This is a genomic window from Sphingomonas glacialis (genome assembly GCF_006439055.1).
GTDB classification, from domain to species: Bacteria; Pseudomonadota; Alphaproteobacteria; order Sphingomonadales; family Sphingomonadaceae; genus Sphingomonas; species Sphingomonas glacialis_A.
Genome location: NZ_RCZC01000008.1, coordinates 150,881 through 174,807 on the forward strand (window position 1 = coordinate 150,881; position 23,927 = coordinate 174,807).

The following is a 23,927-nucleotide window of genomic DNA, read 5'->3' on the forward strand; positions in this document are numbered from 1 at the left end:
CTCCGGTCGCCCAGCAGCGGCGTGACGGCTTTCGACCGATTGCTGAGATCACCCCGTCGCGCAGCATACGCACGCCAACGCGCTATAGCGCGGATCCGATACGCTAAACCCCCACGCGGCTTGCGCCAAACGCCGCGCACCGTAAGAAGAACCGACACCGCGTGACCCGAAAGCCGCTTATCCCATGACGATGACCTCCGTCGATTTCGCCAGCCTGCTCTGCTCGCGGCTCTGCCACGATCTGCTGAGCCCGGTCGGTGCGCTCAATAACGGGCTCGAACTGCTCGCCGACGAGCATGATCCCGAGATGCGCGCGCGCTGTCTCGAGCTGCTGAGCGAAAGCGCCAAGGCGTCGGCCAACAAGCTCAAATTCTTCCGGTTGGCGTTCGGTGCGGCGGGTGGCTTCGGCGAGACGATCGATGCGCGCGAGGCGCGCGCCGCGATCGAGGGGCTGTTCGGCGACGGGCACCGCGTCAAGCTCGGCTGGCTGGTCGAGGATGCGACGCTCCCCAAGACCGCGATCAAGGTGCTGCTCAACCTCGCGCTGATCGCCGGCGATGCGCTGGTGCGCGGTGGGCAGCTCGATGTCGGCGCCGAGACGATCGACGGCCAGATCGAGATCGTCGTGCGCGCCTCGGGCCCCCGGATCGTGCTCGATGCCGAGATGCGCGCCGCGCTGACCGGGACGCAGGGCGACGCGGTGATCACGCCGCGCGCGGCTGCGGCCTATCTCGTCCATGCGCTCGTCGACGAGGGCGGTGGCCTCGTCCAGGTCTCGGATCCGGGCGATGCGGTGCTGCTGTTCGGGGCGGCGTTCAAGGCGAGCTGAGCCGCGCGGCCGGACAAGACCCGGCGCGGACAGCGCTATTTCGGACGCTACACCCGCCCTTAACCATTTTTCGACCATGGTCCCCCGTACCGTTTCGCGGGGACTCATGGACGATCTATTACAGGAATTTATCGCGGAAACGCGCGAGACGCTCGAGGCGCTCTCGGGCGAGATCGTCGCGTGGGAATCGGCGCCGGGCGACCGCGACCGGCTCGATGCGATCTTTCGCTTCGTCCACACCGTCAAAGGCAGCTGCGGCTTTCTCGACCTGCCGCGGCTCGCGCGGCTGAGCCATGCCGCCGAGGACGTGCTCGCCGCGGTCCGCGCGGGCGAGCGCACCCCCGATACCGCTCTGGTCAACGCCGTGCTCGCGATCGTCGACCGGATCGGCGAACTGGTCGAGGCGATCGATGCGGGGCATGCGGTCGATGATTCGGGCGAGGACTTGCTCGTCGCCGCGCTCGATACCGGCGCGCAAGCTGCCGCCCCGGTGAACGTCGTGACCCCGAACCGCGCGGCGAGCCGTAGCGTGCGGCTCAACGTCGACCTGCTCGACCGGATGATGAGCGGCATGTCCGACATGGTGCTCGCGCGCAACGAACTCGCGCGCCGGCTGCGCGACGATGGCGCCGACCCGAGCGTCGAGGCCGCGCTCGAACGATTGTCGCTGACCGTCGCCGAGATGCGCGACACCGTCACGCGGACGCGGATGCAGAAGATCGACGCGCTGTTCTCGGCATTGCCACGGATGGTCCGCGATACTGCCGCCGAGCTCGGCAAGTCGGTGACGCTGCATATCGAGGGCAGCGACGTCGAACTCGACCGCGAGATGATCGAGATGATGCGCGATCCGCTCGTCCACATCATCCGCAATTCGATCGACCATGGGATCGAACCGCCCGCGCTCCGCCGGCTGGCGAAGAAGCGCGAGAATGGCTGGCTCAACGTTTCCGCCCGGCAGTCGGGCAACCAGATCATCATCGAGATTTGCGACGACGGCCGCGGGATCGACGTCGATGCGCTGATCGCCAAGATCGCGCAGGAGGGACGTCGCAGCGAGGCCGAGTTGCGTGCGCTGAGCATGCAGGCGAAGCTCGACCTGATCTTCGAGCCCGGCCTGTCGACCAAGGAGGTCGTCACCGCGATTTCGGGGCGCGGCGTCGGGATGGATGTGGTGCGCGCCAATGTCGAGCAGATCGGCGGGCGGATCGAATTGTTCAACACGCCGGGCCTCGGCTTACGGATCGCCATTCATGTGCCGCTGACGCTGTCGATCATGTCGACGATCGGCGTCGGCGTCCGCGACCAGCGCTTCGCCATCTCGCGCCAGGCGATCGAGGAGATCGTCCGTGTCGGCGGGCAGACGATCCGCATCGACCGGATCGGCGATACGCTGACCGCAACGGTACGCGACCGGCGGATGCCGCTGATCGATCTGGGCGGGCTGCTCGGCTTCGCCCCACACGATCCGGCGATGCTCGTCATCGTCAGCGTGTCGGGTGGCAGCTATGCGCTCGCGGTCGATGGCGTGCTCGACCATGAGGAATTGGTGATCAAGCCGGCCGCGCCCGCGATCATGGCGACGGGGATCTATGCCGGCCAGACCTTGCCCGACAGCGGGTTGCCGATGCTGATGCTCGATTGCGCCGGGATCGCACAGGTCGCGGGGCTGGTGTTCACACGCGCGAGCGCGGCCGAAGAGGAAGCCGTGGTCGAGGTGGTTCCGGGGGTCCAGGCCTTGCTGTTCGAGGATCTCGACGGCTGCCGCCGGATCGTGCCGCTGTCGGTGATCGACCGCGTCGAGCCGGTCGCCGCGGGCGCGATCCGCCTGTCGGCGGGGCGGTTGCGGCTGTCGGTCGAAGGCGCGATCATCCCACTCGTCGCGCTCGGCGAATGGGCGGCGCTGCCGACCGTGTCGGTGCTGCGACTGCGGGATGGCGCGACCGAGATCGCCTATGCGATCAAGGACGCGCTCGACATCGTCGAACTGCCCAGCGCGATCGTGCCGGCGCAGGAGGTCGGGCCGATCGCCGGCGTCGTCGCGCTCGACGGCGAGCAGATCGAAGTGCTCGATCTCTTCTGGATCTTCTCGACGCACGGGGCGAGCCCGCTCGAGGCCGAAGCACCGCTCTGCCTGCTCGACGGCGCCGAATCGGCGTGGATGACGACCTTCCTCAAGCCTGTGCTCGAAGCGTCGGGCTACCGCGTCACCGCGACGCTCAGGCCGGGCGAGGTACCGCAGGTGTTGGTGCGCATGGAGGGCGACGTAGCGCCATCCGCCAGCGCGATCCCGGTCGTCCGGCTGCGGCGCGATGCCGAAGGTGGCGGCGAAGATACGATTTTCCGCTACGATCGCCCCGCCGTATTGGCGGCGGTCGCGCGGTCGGCAGGAGGCCGCTGATGCCCTTGTTCCTGATCGCGCAGATCGCCGGTCGTACCGTCGCGATCGAATCGGACCAGGTCGAGTCGGTGATCGACATCGGGACGATCATCCCGGTGCCGCGCGCCGACCGGCATGTCCGCGGACTTGCTGCGCTTCGCAGCCGCGTCGTCACCGTGCTCGACACGCGCGCCGCGCTCGGGCTCGAGCCGGGGACGGGCGAGGCGACGCGCGCGGTGATCACGATCGTCGACGGGCATCATTATGCCGTGCTGGTCGATGCGCTCGATGACGTCGCGCCGTTCGATCTCGCGCCGCTCGCCGCCGGGATCGTGCTCGACAAGGGTTGGCTGACCGTTGGGCGCGGGATCATCGAACGCGAGGGTGAACCGATCCTCGCGATCGGGCTTGCCGCGCTCATTCCACGCGGGCTTGCGCTCGCGGCCTGAGATTAACGCGACGCTTACGCATTTCGGGCAAGGTTTGCCACAGCTTGCTCAAACAGGGTGAATTCATGAAGACCTGCCTCGTCGTCGACGATTCGAAGGTGATCCGCAAGGTCGCCCGCCACATCCTGGAGACGCTCAACTTTCGTGTGACCGAAGCCGGCGATGGCCGCGAAGCGCTCGATTCATGCCTTGCCTCGGCGCCCGATGTCGTGCTGCTCGACTGGAACATGCCGGTGATGAGCGGGATGGATTTCCTGCGTGCTTTACGCGACAGCGCGATCGAGAGCCGCCCCAAGGTGGTGTTCTGCACCACCGAGAACGGCATGGCGCACATCCGCGCCGCGATCGAAGCGGGGGCCGACGAATATGTCATGAAGCCGTTCGACCGCGAAACGCTAGAGAGCAAACTTCAGATCGTCGGCATGGCCTGAGGGCGCACCGATGCCCCCGATCGTTCCCACCCTCGTCGGACTTATCGCCGACGACCCGCCACGGGTGCTGATCGTCGATGATTCGGCGGTCGCGCGCGCGGTGATCGCGCGCGCTTTGGAGGGCGGAGGGTTCACTGTCGCTGGCGCGGTGTCGAATGCCGATGCCGCACTGGCCTTCCTGCGCGACACGCAGGTCGACGCGGTCGTGCTCGACATCGAGATGCCGGGGGTTTCGGGGCTGGTGGCGTTGCCCGATCTGATCGTGGCGGGGCAGGGCGCCAAGGTGCTGATCGTCTCTTCTGCCGCGGCGGAGGGCGCCTCGGCGACGATCGAGGCGCTCGCGCTCGGTGCCGCCGACACTTTGCTCAAGCCGGGTGTCGGTGATTTCGCGGGGCGGTTCTCGGTCGCGATCGTCGACAAACTGCGCCGCCTGCTCGCGCTCGAAACGCCGATCGAGGCGCCGCTGCCGCTGATGCCGCGGCGCGGTGCGCCCGATCTCGTCAGCGCGGCGCTGGCGACGGCGCAGGGCTTCGATATCGTCGCGATCGGTGCCTCGACCGGGGGAATCCATGCGCTGGCGACCCTGCTGCGCGAGTTGCCGGCGTCGTTCCCGCTGCCGATCCTCATCACGCAGCATCTGCCGGGCTCGTTCATGCCGTTCTTTGCCGCGCAGGTGGCGGTCATGGCGGACCGGCCGTGCGACGTCGCACACGATTCGATGCGAATCCGCCCGGGCCGGACGATCGTTGCGCCAGGCGATGCGCATATGCGCGTCGTCAGCACCGGCGACGGCGCAGCGATCCGCCTCACCAGCGAGGCGAGCAAGAGCGGCTGCATGCCCTCGGTCGATCCGATGTTCGACAGTCTCGCCGATGTCTATGGCGCGCGCGCGCTCGGCATCGTGCTCAGCGGCATGGGGCGCGACGGGAGCGAAGGCGCCCGCCGGCTCGCCGATCGCGGCGGTGTGATCGTCGCGCAGGACCGCGCCAGTTCGGTGGTGTGGGGCATGCCCGGCGCGATCGCGGCGGCCGGCCTCGCCACCGCGTTGCTCCCCCCGGCCGAACTCGGCCGCCTCGTCGCGGCGCGTCGGCGTCCGGCATGAGCGAGCGGTACGACGGTCTGAAGGTCCATCTGCCGAGCGAACGCGCTTCCACCAGCGGGGCGATCGGCGTGCTCACCGCGATCCTCGAGGCGCGGACCGGCCAGCAGCTTGCGGCGAACCGCGAATGGCGGATCGAGACCGAACTCACCGCCTTGATGCGCGAACACGGCCTCGCCACGCTCGACGCGCTGGCGCTGGCGGCGCAGCGCGCGCCCGCGCTCGCCGAGCAGGTCGCCGATGCGCTGCTCAACCATGAAAGCTCGTTCTTCCGCGACGCACCCGTGCTCGATCTCGTCGCCAAGGCCGCCGTCGCGATGCAGGGCGAGCATCCGGCGCGACGCTTGCGGGTCTGGTCCGCCGGCTGTTCGTTCGGGCAGGAGCCGCTGTCGCTCGCGATGCTGTTCGCCGAGCAAGCGGCGTTTCGCGGTGCGACGATGCCCGAGATCGTCGCCACCGACGTTTCCGAAGCGGCGCTCGCGCGTGCGCGCAGCGGGCGCTATTCGCAGTTCGAGATCCAGCGCGGGCTCCCGATCCGCCGCATGGTCGAATGGTTCGACAGCGACGGCGGGGACTGGGTCGCCAAGCCCGATCTTGTCCGCCGCATCGCCTTCCGTCGCATGAACCTAGTCGCTCACCCGATGCCGTCGGGGCGCTTCGACGTGATCCTGTGCCGCAACGTCCTGCTGTATCTGACCGCCGAGGATCGCCGACAGATCCTCGACCGCTTCGCGACCGTCTTGCAGCCCGGCGGCGTGCTCGTGCTCGGCGCGGGCGAGACCGTCATCGGCCAGACCGAGGCATTCCGCCCGAGCGCCGCTTATCGCGGCCTCTACGAACGCGACGTGCCGGGCGAGGGCTGACGGGTACGATCGTCAGCGACGGGCGACGGGCGCGTTGTCAGCCTTCGCTGACGGGGTTCCTTGTGGCGCGCGTCCGTGCTTAAGCTCTGGTTTGGCTTGCGTAGGGACCTCCCCATGACGATCATCGAAACCCCTTCGCCCAATTTCGACGACCGCGCGTTGCCGGTGTCGATCATCGTATTGCACTATACCGGCATGCAGACCGCCCAGGCGGCAATCGACCGGTTGCGCGACCCCGAAGCGAAGGTCTCGGCGCATTATCTCATCGCCGAGGACGGGCAGGTGCTGCGCATGGTGCCCGAGGACAAGCGCGCCTGGCACGCGGGCAAATCGTGCTGGCGCGGGATCGAGGACGTCAATTCGGCGAGCATCGGGATCGAGATCGTCAATCCGGGCCACGAATTCGGCTATCGCCCGTTCTTCGAGGAGCAGATCGACGCGCTGATCCCGTTGGTCGCCGGGATCACCGAACGGCACGGCATCACGCGCGGCAATGTCGTCGGTCATTCGGACATCGCCCCGACGCGCAAGCAGGATCCGGGTGAGCTGTTCCCGTGGAGCCGGCTCGCCAAGGTCCGGCTCGCTTTGCCACGGCCGACCAAGAAACTGCTCGACCCGATGTGGGCCGATGCCGGCTTCCTCGTCGCGCTCGAGCGCTTCGGCTATGACGTGCGCGACAAGCTCGCCGCGGTCGTTGCCTTCCAGCGGCGCTTCCGTCCCGAACTGATCGACGGCGTGATCGACGGCGAATGCCGCAGCATCCTGCTCGCACTGCTGTTGCCAAAGCCACAAGGGGACGACTAAGGAACTCGCAGCCAGAGGGTCGGGCGGCCGCGGGTATCTTTTGATACGCGAGGAAAGTCCGGGCTCCGCGGAACGACGGTGCCGGGTAACGCCCGGCGGGGGTGACCCCAGGGACAGTGCCACAGAGAGCAGACCGCCGATGTCCGACCTTCCCGCAAGGGGGGCGAGGAACAGGCAAGGGTGAAAGGGTGCGGCAAGAGCGCACCGCGCGACGGGTAACCGAAGCGGCATGGTAAACCCCACCGGGAGCAAGATCGAATAGGGGTGGCACATGGGCTTCGTTTCAGCTCGTCACCCGGGTTGATTGCTTGAGGCGGCGTGCAAACGTCGTCCTAGAGGAATGGTCGCCTATCCCCGTCACATGGCGGGGGGGACAGAACCCGGCTTACAGACCCTCTGGCGCTTTTTCGTTTTCGACGCTTTTCATGGGCGTTTCACAAAAGCGTCATGGCGCTATCGCACCGCGATGCTTAGATGGCCCGCTATGGCGCGTACATCATCACGATCGGTCGACTGGGGTTTTCCGCGCTGGCGCGCTTATGGCGAGGCTGGCAGCGAGGCCGCGACCGTGCGCTTGTGCGATCGCCACGGCTGCAATGAGAAGGGCGATTGCCCCGCGCCGAAATCGCCCAACAGCCCGGAACGCTGGTATTTCTGCCAGGTCCATGCCGGCGAATACAATCGCGGCTGGAATTATTTCGAAGGCCTCACCGCCGAGGAAGCCGCCGAGCGCGAGCGTGCCGAAACGCAGACTGCCGAGGGCTATACCGAATCGCGCACCAATCAGTGGGCGGGGCCGGGCGACGGCAGCCGCTCGCGCGACGAGATGCGCGCGCTCGAAGTGCTCGAGCTCGAAGTCGATGCCGATTTCGAGGCGGTGCGGCTCGCGTGGCGGCGGCTCGCCAAGTCGAACCATCCCGACGTCCGCCCCGGCGACAAGGAGGCCGCGGCGCGCTTCCTCGCGATCCAGGCGGCGTATGACGTGCTCAAGACCGCCGAGGACCTGCGCCAGTGGAAACCCACGGTTTGAAAACGGTCCGGTCGGGCTGGTCGAACACGCTGCTGGTCTGCAAGAAATGCTCGAAGAAGCTGGATGGCGGGTTCGGCGCGAAGGGTAAGACCGGGCTCGCCAGGGCGCTGCGCGCCGAGCTCGGCGTCGCCAAGGGTCGCAAGGGTGCGCTCGGCATCGTCGAGGTGAAGTGCCTCGGCGTCTGTCCGAAGGGCGCTGTCACGGTTGTGAACGGTGCGGCGCCGGGTGAATGGATGCTAGTGCGCGAGGGGCTGCCGATCGCCGCTGTGGCGGCTGCGCTAGGCTTGGGCGAGACGCCGGACGACCCTCAACCCTGAGTTTGACGATCGCCCGCCGGACGCGCGCTATGCGTTGGCGTAGCGCGCGGCGGTCTCGCGGATCAGCGCGATCATGTTGGGGATGCCCTGCGTACGGTTCGAGCTGAGCTGGTTCTTGAGATCGAACGGCGCGAGTTCGGTCGGGATGTCGGTGGCGAGGATCGTCGCGGCGGGCTGATCCTGCACCGCCAGCAACACCAGCGCGATGATCCCCTTGGTGATCGCAGCGTTCGAATCGGCGAGGAAGTGCAGCATGCCGTCGTCCTTCGCCATCGGATAGACCCAGACCGAGGCGGAGCAGCCGCGCACCAGCGTCGCATCGGTTTTCAGCGCGTCGGGCATCGGTTCGAGCTCGCGCCCGAGATCGATGAGGAGACGGTAGCGGTCGTCCGCATCGAGGAAGCTGTAGTCGGATTCGAGATCGGCGAGGGTCTGCATGGGGGGCGTATAGCCGCCCGGCGCGGACTTCGTCACCTTTTTCGCCCCTCCCCTTTAGGGGAGGGGATGGGGGTGGGGGAGGTCTCACCGAGACGGCCAGTGCCTGACTCGCGGCACGGCCCCACCCCAACCCCTCCCCTGAAGGGGAGGGGCTAGAGGATTACAGATCCACGCCGGCCGCGATCGCCTCGAGCTTGCGGATGCGCTCCTTGAGATCGGCGATCTCGATCCTGGCGCTCGCATTGGGGAGCGATTGCGTCGGCGTCGGGTCGCCGAACGCGTGCAGCTCCTGCTGCTTGAAGGCGAGCCAGCCGCGCCAGCCGGTCAGCGCGGCGCCGGTCAGCATTGCCAGCCCGGCGAGGCCAGCGGTGGCCATGGTGATGTAGAAGGTCGGGTCGGTCATCATCCCTGCTCCTGCGAAAAGGGTCATCGGTTAAGCCCGTGGGTCTTGGCGGTCGCGGAGCTTCTCGATCTCGCGATCGAGGCGGGCGCCGCTGTCGTTGCTGTCGGTGGCGAGGCGTTCGAGGACGGCGAGCCGGTCCTTCATCGCCTTGAGCTCGTCGCGCAGCCGGTCGTTCTCGGCGGCGGCGGCGGGATCGTCGCGGAAGCGGATGTCCTCGCCGTGCTTGGTGTGAACCACGCCGTAGCGCGCCATCAGGACACGCCCGAGGGTGACGACGACGATGATCGCGACGACCATTTCAAACGGGTTCATTTCGGTCACTCCTTCAGAAGAGGGGCGTAAAGGCTGGGCTCAGCGTGCCGCGGCGGCAGCTTCGCGAAGTTTGCGGCGGCGTGGGCGGTCGACGCTTTCGGTCGCCCAGACACCCCCCGCCGTGACGACGGCGAGCACGATAAAGAATGCGATCATGATATCCTCGGGGAGAAAGAGTGGCTTTGTATAGGGTTAGTTGAGCGGCGTGTCGCGCAGGCGATCGATGTCGTGGGCGAGATCGACCCCGCGGTCGGTGATGATCCGTTCCAGCACGCGAACGCGCTGTTCGAGCCGTTCGGTCTGCGCGGCGTATTGCGCGGCCTTCTCGGCGGTCTGCGCGCTCAGCGCATTGGCCATCTTTTCCTTGTGCTTGAGGCCGACCTTGTAGGTCTCGTGCCACAGCCCGCCGATGACGGGGATGCCGACGACCACGAAGGCGATCATGAAAATCGTGAAACCGTTCATGGCGCGTCTCCTGGCTTGTGGTTCAGCGCAGCGCGTCGATTTCGCGCGAGACACGCTCGGCGGGATCGGTGGCGATGCGTTCGAGCACCGCGAGGCGCTCCTCGAGCCGGCTGACCTGGCCGTGCAGCTTTTCGTTCTCGGCCTTGAGCAGGTCGGTCTGGCGGGTCAGGCTGAGGTCGCCGCCGCGGTGAATCAGTTCGCCCTTCTTCGTCTCGATCGGATAGCCGTGCTTGGCACGGACCCAGGTGTTCACGACCCAGGCGACGGGTCCGACGGTGATCGCCGCGATCGGGATCAAAAGTGCCAAGTTGCTCATGTGTCTTCCCCTGTTATGCCCCGGATCCGCTCAGCGCAGGCTGTCGATCTCATCGGCAAGGCGCGTGTTGCGGCTGGTGTACATCGTCTCGATATCGGCAAGGCGACGATCGATGTCGCGGAACTTGCTGCGGACTTCGGCGGTCGAGCGCGTCGGGTTGGCGCGCACGCCCTGCCAGAACTTGGCATCCTCGGCGCTGTCGTAGAGGCCGAGCGGCTTCTTGTCGGCGACGAAAGCGATGACGAGGTAGCCGAGGAGGACCCACCCGCTGGTGACCAGCGTCAGCATCGCGGTGCCGACGCGGACCAGGGTGACGTCCATGCCGGTGTAATCGGCGATCCCCGAGCAGACGCCCAGCCATTTGCTGTTCTGTTTGTCGAGGTAGAATTTGGTGCGGCTGGCGGACATTTCAGTTCCTCCGTGTGATGTCATATTGCGTTGGGTTCGGCTCGGCGAGCGGCATGCTCGCGCGCCATTCGGGGTGATCGGCGGCGACGATGCGTTCGACCGTGCCGAGGCGATCCTCGAGCCGGCGGGCGAGGGTATAGAGCTCGTCGAGCAGCTTTTCGTCTTCGTTGGTGATCTTGGGCGCCTGCTTCCACTTGGTGACGTAGTGCAGGATCACCCAGGGCAATCCGACGAAGAGGATTGCGACGATCGGGATGGCGAGAAAGGAGTCATCCATCTCAGCCGTCCTTACCGACGCGGGCCTTCATCGCGGCGAGTTCGGCGTCGACCTTCTCGGCCGCCTTGAGCTCTGCGATTTCCTCGTCGAGCGTCTTGGGCGGTGCGCCGAAGCCGGCAACGTCGGCGCGGCCCTCGGCCATGTCGACGCGGCGCTCCATGATCTCGAAGCGGCTGAAGGCGTCCTGCATCTTGGGGCCAGCGTAGAGATCGCGCAGCTTGAAGCGGTTCTGCGCGCTCTCGAGGCGCGTCGCGATCGAGTTCTGGCGGGTGCGGGCCTCACGCAGCTTGCCGGTGAGCTTGGCGATATCCTCTTCCGAGCTGCGCAGCGCCTCGTCGAGCACCGCGATCTCGCTGCCGAGCTGGTCGGCCATGTCGGCGGCCTTGCGCTTCTCGACCAAGGCGGCCTTGGCGAGGTCCTCGCGGCCCTTCGACAGCGCGAGCTCGGCCTTTTCGGTCCAGCTTTCCTGCAAGCTGCCGAGCTTGCCGATGTGGCGGCGCATTTCCTTCTGGTCGGCGATCGTGCGCGCAGCGGAGGCGCGGACCTCGACCAGCGTTTCCTCCATCTCGAGGATGATCATGCGGATCATCTTCGCGGGGTCTTCGGCCTTGTCGAGCAGGTCGGTGAAGTTGGCGGCGATGATATCGCGGGTGCGGCTGAAGATGCCCATTGTGTTACTCCTTCGGGGGTACGCAGATACTGGCGGAAAAACTCAGGCGATCGTGCTGATCGCGGCAGGGGCGGCAGTCGCCGGGCCGACGGTGCCGACGATGGCGACCGACCCGATCAGGACGGTGGCGACGAGAGCGACGGCGATCTGGGCGAGCGAGCTGCGCGACTTGTATTCGGTGGTCATGGCGGGTCTCCTTGGCGGAAAAACAGTGCCCGGTGGGGCGATGTCAGAAGCTTTGCAGGGACCGTGCCAGTTTTCGAAATGGCGGATTTGCGTGCTTTTGAGTGTGGTATAGGAAAAACACACTTGCCAAGGCTTGGGATTTTACGCCAAGCGTTGGGAATGGAACGAACGACCCAGGTGATCGGACAATCGGGCGCGTTTCTCGACGCGCTCGAACTCGCCAGCCGCGCGGCGGCGCTCGACCGCCCGGTGCTCGTGATCGGCGAGCGCGGCACAGGCAAGGAGCTCATCGCCGAGCGCCTGCATCGCCTGAGCCCACGCTGGGACCAGCCGCTCGTCATCATGAATTGCGCTGCGCTCCCCGAGACGCTGATCGAGGCCGAACTGTTCGGGCACGAAGCGGGAGCCTTTACCGGCGCGACCAAGGCGCGGGCGGGGCGCTTCGAGGAGGCGCATCGCGGGACCTTGTTCCTCGACGAGCTCGGCACGCTGTCGATGGCGGCGCAGGACCGGCTGTTGCGCGCGGTCGAATATGGCGAGGTGACGCGGATCGGATCGTCGCGGCCGATGCGCGTCGATGTCCGCATCGTGGCTGCGACCAACGAGCATCTGCCCGACAAGGTCGCGCGGCATCAGTTCCGCGCCGATCTGCTCGACCGGCTGAGCTTCGAGGTGGTGACGCTGCCGCCGCTGCGCGCGCGCGTCGACGACGTGCTCGTGCTCGCCGAGCATTTCGGGCGGCGGATGGCGTCGGAGCTGGGGCGCGACAGCTGGCCGGGGTTCAGCAAGACCGCCGAGGCGGCGCTGAAGGCGTATCCCTGGCCGGGCAACGTCCGCGAATTGCGCAACGTCGCCGAACGCGCAGTGTATCGCTGGGATCTCGACGGGCCGATCGATGCGATCCAGTTCGATCCATTCGCATCTCCGCATCGGCCCGCGACGGTCGCGCCCTTGGCTGAGCCGAGCGCGGTCGCAGCAGCGGCACCGCCCGTCGCAGCGCCGCCTTCGAGCGAGGCGTCAGCGCCGATGGATTACAAGGCGCGGCTCGCGCGTTTCGAGTGCGAGATGCTGCAGGCGGCGATGGCCGAGAACCGCTTCAACCAGCGCGCCACCGCCGAAGCGCTGGGCCTGAGCTACGACCAGTTGCGCCACGCGCTCAGGCGCCACGGCCTGATTTCGGGTGCGTCGACAGAATCGGTTGCGTAACGAGCGGGCCGGACCCATTTGCCGGGCCTGACGTTTGCGTATCGAGCTTTCAAGGAGAAGACCCATGGCTTTCGAACTTCCCCCGCTGCCTTATGCCTATGACGCGCTGGAGCCGACGATCTCGAAAGAGACGATGACCTTCCATCACGACAAGCATCATGCGGCCTACACCGCCAAGCTCAACGAAGGCGTCGCGGCCGACCCCAAGCTCGAAGGCAAGACGATCGAGGAAATCCTCGGCATGATCTCGAGCCTGCCGCCGCTGGTGCGCAACAATGGCGGCGGTTTCTGGAACCACGATTTTTTCTGGAAGATCATGGGCCCGGCCGGCACGACGCAGCCCTCGGGCGCGCTTGCCGAGGCGATCACCGCCTATGGCGGCCTCGACAAGCTAAAGGACGATTTCAACACCAAGGGTGCGGGCCAGTTCGGTTCGGGCTGGGCGTGGGTGATCAAGGACGAGAGCGGCGCGCTCAAGGTCGTCTCGACGCCGAACCAGGACAATCCGCTGATGGACGATGCCAAGGACAAGGGCACGCCGATCCTCGCCAACGACGTGTGGGAGCATGCCTACTACCTGACCTACATGAACGACCGTCCGGGCTATCTGAAGGCGTGGTGGAACGTCGTGAACTGGGACGAAGCCGGCAAGCGCTTCGACGCGGCCTGACACGCGGCGGCAGGGTCTCGGCGGTTACAGTTGCATGAAACGCATTTGGTAGCGCAAACAACGCAATTGCTAAAGATCCTGCTGCACTGCACAAAGAGTGTGCCTTTCAGGCATCCTCTCCTAAAACTTTCACGGCCGGTCGAAAGACCGGCCTTTTTTTTGTTTTGGCGCCTGATATAGTCGAGTCGCTGTCGTAGCGCCGGATCATAACAAAAACGACGGAAGAGGTAGGCCGCCGGTAAGACCGGCAACGGCGACACGATCGTGCGGGGGATGGAGCAGGGGGCTCTCCCCCGCGATTTGCAGACCAAGCGAAGGAACACCCGCCCTCTCCCGCACGCGGGAGAGGCTACGCAGACTTGGTCCGCCTTCTTCGGGCCGGCCTAGTCGCAGTCGGTGAGGGCCCTGGTCGGGGCGGGCGTGGACAAGAAGAAGACCCTCACCCAACCCTCTCCCATGAAGGATGGGAGAGGGCTGACGGGACTCACTCCTGCGGGGGGATCGGTGGCTCGTCCTGCGTGCTGAAACCGTGCTTCATCAGCATCGGCACATTGGCGAAGGCGAAGATCAGCGTCAGCGGGATCACGCCCCACAGCTTGAAACCGAGCCAGAAGGCGTAGCTGAATTCGTGGCGGACGATTTCGTTGATCACCGCCAGGAAGGCGAAGAACACCGCCCAATTGATCGTCAGCTTGCGCCACCCGGTCTCGTTGAGGCCGGGATAGGCGGCTTCGAGGAACAGGCTGAGCAGCGGCCGCCCCGTCGCCAGGCCGAACACCAGGATCGCCGAGAGCATCGCGTAGATGACCGTCGGCTTGATCTGGATGAATTCCTTATTGTGGAAATAGAGCGTCAGCCCGCCGAACACGAGCACGAGCGTCCCCGTCAGCCAGAGCATCGGCGAGATCCGTCCCGAGCGCACCAGCGAATAGACCATCGCCGCGATGCTCGCGATCATGAACGCGGTCGTCCCCGCGATCAGTTTGACCATGTCGAGGCCGGGGGTAAGGAAATTGACGAGAAAGAAGATCGCGATCGGGCCGATGTCGATCGCCAGGCGTTGCCCGGCGCCGAGCGGCGCCTTTTTGGTGGGGGTGGAGGTCATTTGCGGACCCCTTCCACGCCGGCGATGATCCGCGCAACCTCGTTCGCGTCGAACGGGCGCAGATCGCCCATCCCCTCGCCGACGCCGATCGCGTGGATCGGCAGGCCATATTGCTCGGCCGCGGCGACGAGCACGCCGCCGCGTGCGGTGCCGTCGAGCTTGGTCATGACGAGGCCGGTGACGCCGGCGTCCTTCTTGAACACTTCGATCTGGCTGAGCGCGTTCTGCCCCGTGGTCGCATCGAGCACGAGCAGGACGTCGTGCGGCGAATCGACGTTGAGTCGGCCGAGCACGCGGCGGATCTTCGAGAGCTCGTCCATCAGCTCGCGCTTGTTCTGGAGGCGCCCGGCGGTGTCGACGATCAGCACGTCGATGCCGGTCGCGGTCGCCTGCTTGACCGCCTCGTAGACGATCCCCGCGGCGTCGCCGCCTTCCTTGCCCGAAATGATCGGCACGCCGGCGCGCTCGGCCCAGGTGGCGAGCTGGCCGATCGCGGCGGCGCGGAAGGTGTCGCCGGCCGCGAGCATCACGCCGTAATCCTGTTCTTTCAGCAGATGCGCGAGCTTGGCGATCGTCGTCGTCTTGCCCGAGCCGTTGACGCCGATCACCAGAATGACGTGCGGGCGCGGGAAGCCGGTGATCTCGAGCGGCTTGGCGACGGTGTCGAGCACCTTCTCGATCTCCTCGGCGACGACGAGGCGGATGCCGAGATCCTCCATGTCGCGCTCGAATACGCCGGTCGACAAACGGTGGCGGATGCGGGCGGCGGTCTGCGGGCCGAGATCGGAGGCGATCAGCGCCTCCTCGATCTCATCGAGCGTCGCGCGGTCGAGCGGTCCGGTGCCGAGCCCGGCGAGATTGCCGAGCAGCCGGTCGGAGGTGCGCTTGAACCCGCCGAGGAGTTTGTCGTGCCAGGTGGGGGTCATGCGATGGTCTCTTGCAACATTTTTTCGGTCCCCGGCGAAGGCCGCGGCCCAGGAGAAATGGCGATGGTCGGCGGGCGCTGCGCATCGCTACGAGTGTCCCGCGACCGGGCCCCGGCCTTCGCCGGGGAAGCGGGAAGGGGAGTGGCGCTGAGCGTGCTGCCGTCGGTGGCGGCGATGCGGACCGACTGGACGGTCCCGACCGTCTGCATGTCGAAGCGCACCTCGGCAAAGTTCGCGGCGTGCCCGCGATCCCCCGGCCGCTCGACCAGCACGTCTTGCGTCGTGCCGACCAGCCCGCGCAGCCACGCCGCCTTGCGCCGCGCGCCAGCCTCGCGCAGCAGCGCCGCTCGGGCCTTGCGTACGGGAACGGGCAAAGCCGGCATCAGCGCGGCAGGGGTGCCGTCGCGCTCCGAATAGGGGAAGATGTGGGCGTGGACCACGTTGCAATCGTCGATCAGCGCGAGCGTGTCGGCGAACATCGCATCGTCCTCGGTCGGGAAACCCGCGATCAGATCGGCCCCGATCGCAATGTCCGCGCGCGCCGCCTTGAGCCGTTCGACCAAAGCGACGCTCTCGCCCCGCGAATGGCGGCGCTTCATCCGCTTTAGGATCATGTCGTTGCCCGCCTGGAGCGAGAGATGGACGTGCGGCATCACCCGCGCTTCCTGCGTAAGGAGCGCGAAGAGCCGGTCGTCGATTTCGATCCCGTCGAGCGACGACAGCCGCAGCCGCTCGAGCGCGGGCACATGGCGCAGGATCCGCTCGACCAGCAGGCCGAGGCTCGGCGCGCCGGGCAGATCGGGGCCGTAGCTGGTGAGATCTACCCCGGTCAGCACGATCTCGCGGTGGCCGGCATCGACGAGGCCAGCGATCCGATCGATCACCGCGCCTGCCGGGACCGAGCGGCTGTTGCCGCGTCCGTACGGGATCACGCAGAAGGTGCAGCGATGGTCGCAGCCATTCTGCACCTCGACGAACGCGCGCGCGTGCGCCGCGAAAGCGGGGGCGAGATGCGGGGCGGTTTCGCGAACGCGCAGGATGTCGCCGACGATGACGGGATCGGAAGCGTCCCAAGCGTGCGACGTCAGTTTCTCGCTATTGCCGAGCACGCGGTCGACCTCGGGCATCGCGGCGAAGCTCGCCGGGTCGATCTGCGCGGCGCATCCCGTCACGACCAATTGCGCCGATGGCCGCTCGGCGCGCGCGCGGCGGATCGCCTTGCGCGTCTCGGCGACGGCGCCGTTGGTGACCGCGCAGCTGTTGACCACCACCAGATCACGCCCGCCGACAAGCGCGCGGATCGCCTCGCTTTCGGCGATGTTGAGGCGGCAGCCGAGGGAGATGATCTGCGGATCGGGCATTGCGTCGCGATCTAGGGGGCGTGGGGCGGTAAGTCCATGCTCCTCCCCTCCCTGGAAGGGGGGGGCTGGGGGGTGGGTTGGCCCGTGGAGAGGTCGACGCTTGCATTAGGCCGACCCACCCCCGACCCCTCCCTTCCAGGGAGGGGAGGAGGAGGTTCAGCCCGCGCGGCGCGTGTCCGTACTGTCCGACTCGACCGTCTCGCTCGCTGCCACCTGCAGCAAGCGCCGCTCGGCGAGCATCCGCCGCGTGTTGGCGATGCTGGTCGGCCGCCCATAGAGATAGCCTTGCCCCTTGCCGCAGCCGAGCCCGCGCAGACGTTCCTCGACGGCGAGCTCCTCGATCCCCTCGGCGGTGATCGGCAGGTTGAGGCTGTCGCCGAGCCGCGTGATCGCGGTGACGATCGCGGCGCTTTCGGTATTGTCGTTCATCGACATGATGAAGCTCTTGTCGATCTTGATCCGGTCGAACGGCAGCGCGCGCAGATGCGCGAGCGACGAATAGCCCGTGCCGAAATCGTCGAGCGCCAGCCGGATGCCCTGGTTCTTGAGACTGCCGACGATCGATTGCGCGAGCGGGAGATTGTCGAACAACGCGGTCTCGGTGATCTCGATCTCGAGTCGGCTCGGCGGGAAGCCCGTCTCGGTCAGCACCTTGATGATCTTCTGCGCGAGCCACGCATCGCGCAGCTGGCTCGGCGAGATGTTGACCGACAGCGACAGCCCGGCGTCCCAATCCTTCGCGGCGAGGAACGCCTGGCGCATCAGCGACAGCGAGAGATCGGCGATCATGCCCGTCTCCTCGGCGATCGGGATGAAGGCGTCGGGCACGATCAGCCCGCGCGTCGGGTGATCCCAGCGCGCCAGCACCTCGAACCCGCTCAGCCGTCCGGTCGTCAGATCGATCTGCTGCTCGAAATAGGGGACGATCTCCTGGCGCGGGATCGCGTTGCGCAAGCCCACTTCGAGTTCGTTGCGCGCCTGCAGCTCGCGCTCCATTGACAGGTCGAACCAGGCGAAGCGGTTGCGCCCCGAATTCTTGGCGGCGTACATTGCGATGTCGGCCGAGCGCATCAGCGCATCGATGCTCGCGCAATCGAAGTCCGATCGCGCGATGCCGACCGAGACTGAAATATGCAGCTGCAGACCCTCTATATAGAAGGGCTGGGCGAGCTGGCTGACGAGTTTCTCGGCGATCCGCTCGACGGTCGCGGGGTGGCCTGCGTCGAACAGGAAGGCGCAGGCGAATTCGTCGCCGCCGAAGCGCGCGGTGAGCGCGATACCCGGCATCGCGCCCGCGATCTGCAGCGCGACCTGCTGGAGCAGGGCATCGCCGATCGCGTGGCCGTGCATGTCATTGACCATCTTGAAATGGTCGAGATCGAGCATCAGCAGCGCCATCGCCTTGTTGCGCGCCTGCGCACGCACGAACATTGCGGCGCCTTCCTCGGCGAGGCTGCGCCGGTTGAGGAAACCGGTCAGCGGATCCTTGGCGGCGAGCATCTGCGCGCGCTCCTCGGCCGCGGTGCGAATCGTCACTTCGTTGGCGAGCTCGCGGTGGCGGCGCCAGCCGAACAGGATCAGCGCGACGTTGAGCAACAGCGCGATCACCAGCGTCTGGTCGGGCCCGTCGCCGCCGTCGACATAGTGCCGGATGGTGGTCGACAGCACCGAGCTCCCGGTGCCGACGAACAACAGGATCGAGGCGACCGTGATCGCGCCGTTGAGGATCTCGCGGCGTTTGGGCGGGGCAGCACCGCCCGCGTCGCTGGAATCGCCACGTGTCTCGACCGTCATAGAAAGCTGTCCACCCCGTAGTGAGGAAACGTCTTTCCACGCCAGCTGTGTAGATGGGGTTAAGCCCGAGAGTTGCGTGACGCATCGAAACGGCGTAGGGCGCACCGATCGTTCCTGTACAGGACCGTGAGGGCTGCCCCATGGGGCTACGCCGGCCGACGAGGTTTCGTCCGCCGGCGTTCTTTGCGTTACGGTGCGGACGCGATGTTTTGGAAGGTTTTTTTCGGATGTTCGAGAGCCTGAGCGACCGTCTTGGCGGTGTGTTCGATCGGTTGCGGGGGCGCGGTGCGCTTACCGAGGCGGACGTGCGCGCGGCGATGCGCGAAGTGCGAGTCGCGCTGCTCGAGGCCGACGTCGCGCTGCCGGTGGCACGCGATTTCGTCGATAAGGTCACCGAACTGGCGGTCGGCCAGAACGTGCTGCGCTCGGTCACGCCGGGGCAGCAGGTCGTCAAGATCGTCAGCGATGCGCTGACCGAGATGCTCGGCGCCGAGGCGGCCGAGCTCGAACTCGGCGTCACGCCGCCGGCGATCATCATGATGGTCGGCCTGCAGGGCTCGGGCAAGACGACCAGCACGGCCAAGATCGCGCTGCGGCTCGCCAAGCGGCAGGGCAAGAAGGTCTTGATGGCGTCGCTCGACGTCAATCGTCCGAATGCGCAGGAACAGCTTGCGGTGCTCGGCACGCAGGCCGAGGTTTCGACGCTGCCGATCGTCGCCGGGCAGCAGCCGGTCGATATCGCGCGGCGCGCGCTGCAGGCGGCCAAGCTGCAGGGCTATGACGTCCTGATGCTCGACACCGCGGGGCGTCTCCACGTCGATCAGGCGCTGATGGACGAGATGCGCGCCGTCGCCGAAGTCACCAAGCCGACCGAGATCCTGCTCGTCGTTGACTCGCTGACCGGTCAGGACGCCGTCAACGTGGCGCAGAACTTCTCCGAGCAGGTTCCGCTCACCGGTATCGTGCTGACCCGCATGGACGGCGATGCACGTGGCGGTGCGGCGCTGTCGATGCGCGCCGTCACCGGCAAGCCGATCAAGTTCGCCGGCATGGGCGAGAAGCTCGACGCGCTCGAGGCGTTCGATCCCAAGCGTGTCGCTGGCCGCATCCTCGGCATGGGCGACGTGGTCGGGCTGGTCGAGCGCGCGGCGGAAGCGATCCAGGTCGAAGACGCCGAGAAGATGGCCGCCAAGATGGCGAAGGGGCAGTTCGACCTCGACGATCTGCGCGCTCAGCTCAAGCAGATGCAGCGGATGGGCGGCATCGGTGCGCTCGCCGGCATGATCCCCGGCATGGGCAAGGCGAAGGGCATGGTCGATCAGGTCGGCGGCGAAAAGGTCCTCGTGCGGATGGATGCGATCATCACCTCGATGACCGCCAAGGAGCGCCGCAAGCCCGAACTGCTCAACGCCAAGCGCAAGATCCGCGTCGCCAAGGGCTCGGGGACGACCGTGCAGGACGTCAACAAGCTCCTGAAGATGCACCAGGAAATGGCCAACGCCATGAAGAAGATCAAGAAGATGGGCGGCCTCGCCGGCATGGCCAAGATGTTCGGCGGCGGCGGCGGTGGTGGCGGCATGGGCGGCGGCGGCCTGGGTGGCCTTGGCGGGATCGACCCGGCCAAGATGCTCAGCGGCGCCGGCGGCGGGCTCCCCGGTCTCGGCGGCGGCCAGACCAAGCTTCCCCCCGGCTTCGAGAATTTGCTCAAGAAGAAATAAGTTCAACCCAATCAACGTATTAAAGCAAGAAGGTACTCTATCATGGCAGTCAGCATTCGTCTTTCGCGCGGCGGTTCCAAGAAGCGCCCGTATTACCGCATCGTCGTCGCCGATGCGCGTGCACCGCGCGATGGCCAGTTCATCGAGAAGATCGGCACCTACAACCCGCTCCTCGCCAAGGATGACGAGAAGCGCATCGTGCTCGACACCGAGCGTGCGGGCTATTGGCTCGGCGTCGGCGCGCAGCCGACCGACCGCGTCGCCCGCTTCCTCGACGTGAAGGGTGTGCGCGAGCGCGCTGCCCGCAACAACCCGAACAAGGGCAAGCCCGGCGAGAAGGCCGTCGAGCGCGTCGAAGAGCGCCAGAAGAAGCTCGATGATGCCGAGGCCGCCAAGGTCGCTGCTGCCGCCGCTGAGGAAGAAGCCAAGGTCGCAGCCGCTGCCGCTGCGGAAGAGGCCAAGGCCACTGCCGCTGCCGAGGCTGCTGAAGCCGCTGCCGCTGCCAGCCAGGCCGAGACCGAGGCGGTTGTCGCTTCGGAAGTAGAAGCCGCGACCGAAACCCCGACCCCGGAAGCCGAAGCCGTTGCTGAGGCGACCTCGGAAGAAACCCCGGCGAACGGCTGATGCAAAAGGACAACCCCGTCACGCTCGCCGTCATCATCGGCGCGCACGGCGTGACGGGGGAGGTCCGTCTCAAGGTCTTCACCGAGGACCTTGCCGCGTATACCGACTTCAACGGCGGCACGCTGTCGTTGAAGTCGGTGCGCCACGGTAGCAACGGCATGATCGCGCGGATCGCCGAAGTGACCGACCGCAACAAGGCCGAGGCCTTGCGCGGGACCGAACTGACCGTGCCGCGCTCGGCGCTGCCGCCGCTCGGCGAGGGCGAATATTATCATGCCGATCTGCTGGGCTTGCCTGCGGTTTCGACCACGGGCGAAGCGCTCGGCCATGTCGTCGCGATCGACGATTTCGGCGCGGGCGACGTGATCGAGATCGAACGGCCAGCCGAAGACGGCAAGCCGGGCAAGCGTTTCATGATTCCGATGAACGCCGATGCAGTGCCCGAATGGGATGCCGAGAAGCTCGTCGTCGAGGTCGGCTTTATCGTCTGAGCGGCTGACGCTCGTCGAGCAGATTGCGGATCGTCGTCGCGGCGACGCCCGCTTCGCCCATCGCGTGGCTGATCTGATCGAGCCCTTTCACGACATCACCCGCCGCGAACAGGCCGGGGATAGAGGTGCGCTGGTGGTCGTCGACCTCGAGGCAGCCCTCGTCGGTCGCGTTTGCGCCGGCCGCTACCGCCAATTGTGATCGGATCGTCGAACCGAGCGCGGGATAGACGCTGTCGAAGCTGAGTGCGCCATCGGGCGTGGTCACGACGATCTGGTCGTCCTCGACCTGGATCGGGGTGCAGGGCCCGTCGCGGTGGACGATGCCGGCTTCGTCGAGCTTGGCGCGGCAGCTGTCGTCGAGGTCGTGCGCGCCGCCGGGCGCGATCAGCGTCACGTCGCGGGTATAGCCGCGCAGGAACAGCGCCTCCTTCATCCCGTGCGTGCCCGTGCCGATCACGCCGACGCGCTTGTCGGTGACCTCATAGCCGTCGCAGATCGGGCAATAGCGCAGCAAGCCGCGCGCGAGCGCTTCGTCATGCTCCACCGCATCCATCTTCGGACGGAGATTGACGACCCCCGTCGCGAGCAGGACCGAGCGCGTCGCATAGCGCTGCGACCCGACCTGCACCTCGAAGGCATCGCCTGTGGGGACGATGGCGGTCACCTCGGCCTCTTCGCGCGCCGCGCCGAACTCCGCGGCTTGTTCGCGCATCAGCCGCAGCAGCTCGGTGCCCTTGATGCCGCCGGGATAGCCGGCATGGTTGTGCGTTCGCGGGATTTGCGCGGCGCGGCTGCTGCCACAATCGAACAGGCGAATCCGCAGATGAAACCGCGCGAGGTAGATCGCCGCGGTCAGGCCGGCCGGGCCGGCGCCGATGATGATGCAATCGTCCATCGCGGCGATACGCGTATGGAGCGGCGTTGTTCCTTGACGGCCAGGTTCGAAGTATATACATAACGTGTATACGGAGGCCGAGATGGACGAAGAATCGTATCACGGGACCACATTCAAGTCGGGCAACTCGGTTGCCTTGCGGCTGCCCAAAGGCATGGGCATTCCCGAGGGCACCGAAGTGCGGATGGTCAAGGAGGCCCCCATGTCGTTCCGCATCGAGCCGGTCGATGCGCCACGGCGGACGATCGACATTAGCGGCTTCGCGGGCAAGGCGCCCGGGGCGAAGCTGATCCCGCACGGCGATTTCGACGAGCGGCCCAGCACGATCGCGAAACGGCTGGCGGCACGCGATAGGTGACGCAGTTTCTGATCGATGCCGACATGGCGATCTACGCAATGGCCGAACGGCATTCGCCGCTCAATGACAGGCTGGCCGCCTGTTATCCTGGCGACGTGGCGATCTCCGCGATCAGTTTCGCGGAGATCGCCGTTGGCACTTTTGCCGGCAAGCCACCGAGCGCCGAAGTTCTCGATGCCTTCATCCGGGTCGTGCCGATCCTTCCCTTCGACGAGGCCGCCGCCCGCGCTTATGCGCAACTCCCCTTCAAGCGCGCGCGGTTCGACCGGTTGCTGGCGGCACACGCGCTCAGCCTCGACGTGGCGATCGTCACCAACAACGCGGTGGATTTCGCCGACGTACCCGGCCTGCGTGTCGAGAACTGGACCCAATGACCTTCGCCGCCACCATCCTCACGCTCTATCCCGAGATGTTCCCCGGTCCGCTCGGCCTGTCGCTTGCCGGCCGCGCGCTGGGCGAGGGGCGGTGGAGCCTCGACGCGCGCAACATCCGCGATTTCGCGACCGACAAGCATAGTACCGTCGACGGCACGCCCGCGGGCGGTGGGGCAGGGATGGTGCTGCGCCCCGATATCCTCGCCGCGGCGATCGACAGCGTACCCGCCGGGCGCCCGCTGCTTGCCATGACCCCACGCGGCGCGCCGCTCACCCAGGCGCGCGTGCGCAGTCTTGCCGAAGGGCCGGGCGTCACCATCCTCTGCGGTCGCTTCGAGGGCTTCGACGAACGCATCTTCGGCGCGCGCGAGATCGAGGAAGTGTCGATCGGCGACTATATCCTGTCGGGCGGCGAGATGGGCGCGCTCGTCCTGCTCGATGCTTGCATTCGGCTGCTCCCCGGCGTAATGGGCGCGGCTTATAGCGGCGTGGACGAGAGCTTCGAAACGGGGCTGCTCGAATACCCGCAGTATACCCGACCATATGAATGGGAAGGGCGCACGATCCCCGAAGTGTTGCGATCGGGGGATCATGCGAGGATTTCGGCATGGCGCAAGCACATGGCCGAGACCGAAACACGGCTAAGGCGGCCGGATCTATGGGAGCGCCATGAGGGTGCTCGGGTCCAGTCGCCCTCTGGCGCGCGACGAACGAAGAAGGACGCATGA

Annotated in this window: 30 protein-coding genes, 1 other RNA gene and 1 pseudogene; 18 read left to right on the forward strand and 14 right to left on the reverse strand. The window is 66.6% G+C overall.

From position 1 onward, the window contains the following. The first annotated feature begins 184 nt into the window (after window positions 1-184). The 10 genes from EAH76_RS20035 to EAH76_RS20080 all read left to right on the forward strand — a co-directional run bounded on the left by EAH76_RS20035 (window position 185) and on the right by EAH76_RS20080 (window position 8,202). The gene (locus EAH76_RS20035) at window positions 185-829 is read left to right on the forward strand and encodes a histidine phosphotransferase family protein (RefSeq protein WP_140852040.1); all 645 of its coding nucleotides are present in this window, start codon (window positions 185-187) and stop codon (window positions 827-829) included. 106 nt (window positions 830-935) lie between these two features. After that, a complete protein-coding gene (locus EAH76_RS20040) occupies window positions 936-3,230 on the forward strand; it encodes a chemotaxis protein CheA (protein ID WP_140852041.1) in 2,295 nt (764 codons plus the stop codon). Continuing rightward, a complete protein-coding gene (locus EAH76_RS20045) occupies window positions 3,230-3,658 on the forward strand; it encodes a chemotaxis protein CheW (RefSeq protein ID WP_140852042.1) in 429 nt (142 codons plus the stop codon). Before EAH76_RS20040 ends, EAH76_RS20045 begins: the two co-directional genes overlap by 1 nt. Before the next feature lie 65 nt (window positions 3,659-3,723). Further along, window positions 3,724-4,089 (forward strand): response regulator, encoded by a 366-nt coding sequence (locus EAH76_RS20050; RefSeq protein WP_140852043.1) that lies wholly within the window; start codon window positions 3,724-3,726, stop codon window positions 4,087-4,089. Window positions 4,090-4,099: 10 nt separating this feature from the next. Beyond that, window positions 4,100-5,191, forward strand: a complete 1,092-nt coding sequence (locus EAH76_RS20055) for a chemotaxis protein CheB (RefSeq protein WP_140852044.1) — start codon at window positions 4,100-4,102, stop codon at window positions 5,189-5,191. Continuing rightward, a complete protein-coding gene (locus EAH76_RS20060; protein ID WP_140852045.1) occupies window positions 5,188-6,051 on the forward strand; it encodes a CheR family methyltransferase in 864 nt (287 codons plus the stop codon). The genes EAH76_RS20055 and EAH76_RS20060 overlap by 4 nt, the downstream gene beginning before the upstream one ends. A 114-nt stretch (window positions 6,052-6,165) precedes the next feature. Continuing rightward, the gene (locus EAH76_RS20065; RefSeq protein WP_140852046.1) at window positions 6,166-6,855 is read left to right on the forward strand and encodes an N-acetylmuramoyl-L-alanine amidase; all 690 of its coding nucleotides are present in this window, start codon (window positions 6,166-6,168) and stop codon (window positions 6,853-6,855) included. Between the two features lie 11 nt (window positions 6,856-6,866). Then, window positions 6,867-7,259: RNase P RNA component class A (rnpB, locus tag EAH76_RS20070), an RNA gene on the forward strand. A gap of 80 nt (window positions 7,260-7,339) precedes the next feature. Then, the gene (locus tag EAH76_RS20075) at window positions 7,340-7,885 is read left to right on the forward strand and encodes a J domain-containing protein (RefSeq protein WP_140852047.1); all 546 of its coding nucleotides are present in this window, start codon (window positions 7,340-7,342) and stop codon (window positions 7,883-7,885) included. Further along, entirely contained in the window at window positions 7,882-8,202 is a 321-nt protein-coding gene (locus tag EAH76_RS20080; protein ID WP_140852048.1) for a hypothetical protein, read from the forward strand. Before EAH76_RS20075 ends, EAH76_RS20080 begins: the two co-directional genes overlap by 4 nt. 27 nt (window positions 8,203-8,229) lie before the next feature. On the opposite strand, the gene EAH76_RS20085 is transcribed toward EAH76_RS20080, so the two are convergent. The 9 genes from EAH76_RS20085 to EAH76_RS24020 form a co-directional block, all read right to left on the reverse strand. After that, on the reverse strand, window positions 8,230-8,640 hold the full coding sequence (locus EAH76_RS20085; protein WP_140852049.1) for a SufE family protein: 411 nt from the start codon (window positions 8,638-8,640) through the stop codon (window positions 8,230-8,232). A 160-nt stretch (window positions 8,641-8,800) separates the two neighbouring features. Beyond that, window positions 8,801-9,043, reverse strand: coding sequence for a hypothetical protein (locus tag EAH76_RS20090; RefSeq protein ID WP_140852050.1), 243 nt, complete (start codon window positions 9,041-9,043; stop codon window positions 8,801-8,803). A gap of 30 nt (window positions 9,044-9,073) precedes the next feature. Further along, entirely contained in the window at window positions 9,074-9,355 is a 282-nt protein-coding gene (locus EAH76_RS20095; protein ID WP_140852051.1) for a hypothetical protein, read from the reverse strand. A gap of 192 nt (window positions 9,356-9,547) precedes the next feature. Continuing rightward, window positions 9,548-9,820, reverse strand: a complete 273-nt coding sequence (locus EAH76_RS20100; protein WP_140852052.1) for a hypothetical protein — start codon at window positions 9,818-9,820, stop codon at window positions 9,548-9,550. Window positions 9,821-9,842: 22 nt separating this feature from the next. Beyond that, the gene (locus EAH76_RS20105) at window positions 9,843-10,136 is read right to left on the reverse strand and encodes a hypothetical protein (RefSeq protein ID WP_140852053.1); all 294 of its coding nucleotides are present in this window, start codon (window positions 10,134-10,136) and stop codon (window positions 9,843-9,845) included. Between the two features lie 30 nt (window positions 10,137-10,166). Then, on the reverse strand, window positions 10,167-10,544 hold the full coding sequence (gene pspC / locus EAH76_RS20110; protein WP_140852054.1) for an envelope stress response membrane protein PspC: 378 nt from the start codon (window positions 10,542-10,544) through the stop codon (window positions 10,167-10,169). A 1-nt stretch (window position 10,545) separates the two neighbouring features. Further along, entirely contained in the window at window positions 10,546-10,821 is a 276-nt protein-coding gene (pspB, locus tag EAH76_RS20115) for an envelope stress response membrane protein PspB (protein ID WP_140852055.1), read from the reverse strand. Window position 10,822: 1 nt separating this feature from the next. Beyond that, a complete protein-coding gene (pspA, locus tag EAH76_RS20120; protein ID WP_140852056.1) occupies window positions 10,823-11,491 on the reverse strand; it encodes a phage shock protein PspA in 669 nt (222 codons plus the stop codon). A gap of 42 nt (window positions 11,492-11,533) precedes the next feature. Continuing rightward, window positions 11,534-11,677 (reverse strand): hypothetical protein, encoded by a 144-nt coding sequence (locus tag EAH76_RS24020; RefSeq protein ID WP_161989102.1) that lies wholly within the window; start codon window positions 11,675-11,677, stop codon window positions 11,534-11,536. Window positions 11,678-11,836: 159 nt separating this feature from the next. Between EAH76_RS24020 and pspF the strand changes: the two genes are divergently transcribed. Further along, window positions 11,837-12,883, forward strand: a complete 1,047-nt coding sequence (pspF, locus tag EAH76_RS20125) for a phage shock protein operon transcriptional activator (RefSeq protein ID WP_140852057.1) — start codon at window positions 11,837-11,839, stop codon at window positions 12,881-12,883. A gap of 64 nt (window positions 12,884-12,947) precedes the next feature. Further along, window positions 12,948-13,553 carry a superoxide dismutase gene (locus tag EAH76_RS20130; RefSeq protein ID WP_140852058.1) on the forward strand — a complete coding sequence of 202 codons (606 nt, stop codon included), beginning with the start codon at window positions 12,948-12,950 and terminating at the stop codon, window positions 13,551-13,553. A gap of 484 nt (window positions 13,554-14,037) precedes the next feature. Here EAH76_RS20130 and EAH76_RS20135 read toward each other — a convergent pair whose 3' ends face one another. The 4 genes from EAH76_RS20135 to EAH76_RS20150 form a co-directional block, all read right to left on the reverse strand. Continuing rightward, window positions 14,038-14,658, reverse strand: coding sequence for an inner membrane-spanning protein YciB (locus tag EAH76_RS20135; RefSeq protein WP_140852059.1), 621 nt, complete (start codon window positions 14,656-14,658; stop codon window positions 14,038-14,040). Beyond that, the gene (gene ftsY / locus EAH76_RS20140) at window positions 14,655-15,584 is read right to left on the reverse strand and encodes a signal recognition particle-docking protein FtsY (protein ID WP_133187457.1); all 930 of its coding nucleotides are present in this window, start codon (window positions 15,582-15,584) and stop codon (window positions 14,655-14,657) included. Before ftsY ends, EAH76_RS20135 begins: the two co-directional genes overlap by 4 nt. Further along, window positions 15,581-16,945, reverse strand: a complete 1,365-nt coding sequence (mtaB, locus tag EAH76_RS20145) for a tRNA (N(6)-L-threonylcarbamoyladenosine(37)-C(2))-methylthiotransferase MtaB (RefSeq protein WP_140852060.1) — start codon at window positions 16,943-16,945, stop codon at window positions 15,581-15,583. The genes ftsY and mtaB overlap by 4 nt, the downstream gene beginning before the upstream one ends. A gap of 156 nt (window positions 16,946-17,101) precedes the next feature. Further along, window positions 17,102-18,739, reverse strand: coding sequence for a putative bifunctional diguanylate cyclase/phosphodiesterase (locus EAH76_RS20150; protein WP_140852061.1), 1,638 nt, complete (start codon window positions 18,737-18,739; stop codon window positions 17,102-17,104). Window positions 18,740-18,966: 227 nt separating this feature from the next. Between EAH76_RS20150 and ffh the strand changes: the two genes are divergently transcribed. From ffh to rimM, 3 genes and pseudogenes are all read left to right on the forward strand, one after another. Further along, window positions 18,967-20,457, forward strand: a complete 1,491-nt coding sequence (gene ffh, locus EAH76_RS20155; protein ID WP_140852062.1) for a signal recognition particle protein — start codon at window positions 18,967-18,969, stop codon at window positions 20,455-20,457. 42 nt (window positions 20,458-20,499) lie between these two features. Beyond that, window positions 20,500-20,940, forward strand: a pseudogene (rpsP, locus tag EAH76_RS20160) (30S ribosomal protein S16); the annotation flags it as partial. A 140-nt stretch (window positions 20,941-21,080) separates the two neighbouring features. Continuing rightward, a complete protein-coding gene (gene rimM / locus EAH76_RS20165) occupies window positions 21,081-21,572 on the forward strand; it encodes a ribosome maturation factor RimM (protein ID WP_140852064.1) in 492 nt (163 codons plus the stop codon). Here rimM and EAH76_RS20170 read toward each other — a convergent pair. Beyond that, the gene (locus tag EAH76_RS20170; protein WP_140852065.1) at window positions 21,562-22,467 is read right to left on the reverse strand and encodes an NAD(P)/FAD-dependent oxidoreductase; all 906 of its coding nucleotides are present in this window, start codon (window positions 22,465-22,467) and stop codon (window positions 21,562-21,564) included. The genes rimM and EAH76_RS20170 overlap by 11 nt on opposite strands. A gap of 82 nt (window positions 22,468-22,549) precedes the next feature. Between EAH76_RS20170 and EAH76_RS20175 the strand changes: the two genes are divergently transcribed. The 3 genes from EAH76_RS20175 to trmD are packed head-to-tail and all read left to right on the forward strand — an operon-like array spanning window position 22,550 to window position 23,927. Beyond that, window positions 22,550-22,825: an AbrB/MazE/SpoVT family DNA-binding domain-containing protein gene (locus EAH76_RS20175; protein WP_140852066.1), complete on the forward strand. Its 276-nt coding sequence runs from the start codon at window positions 22,550-22,552 to the stop codon at window positions 22,823-22,825. Next, window positions 22,822-23,199, forward strand: a complete 378-nt coding sequence (locus tag EAH76_RS20180) for a type II toxin-antitoxin system VapC family toxin (protein ID WP_194151052.1) — start codon at window positions 22,822-22,824, stop codon at window positions 23,197-23,199. Before EAH76_RS20175 ends, EAH76_RS20180 begins: the two co-directional genes overlap by 4 nt. After that, window positions 23,196-23,927, forward strand: a complete 732-nt coding sequence (trmD, locus tag EAH76_RS20185) for a tRNA (guanosine(37)-N1)-methyltransferase TrmD (RefSeq protein WP_140852067.1) — start codon at window positions 23,196-23,198, stop codon at window positions 23,925-23,927. The genes EAH76_RS20180 and trmD overlap by 4 nt, the downstream gene beginning before the upstream one ends.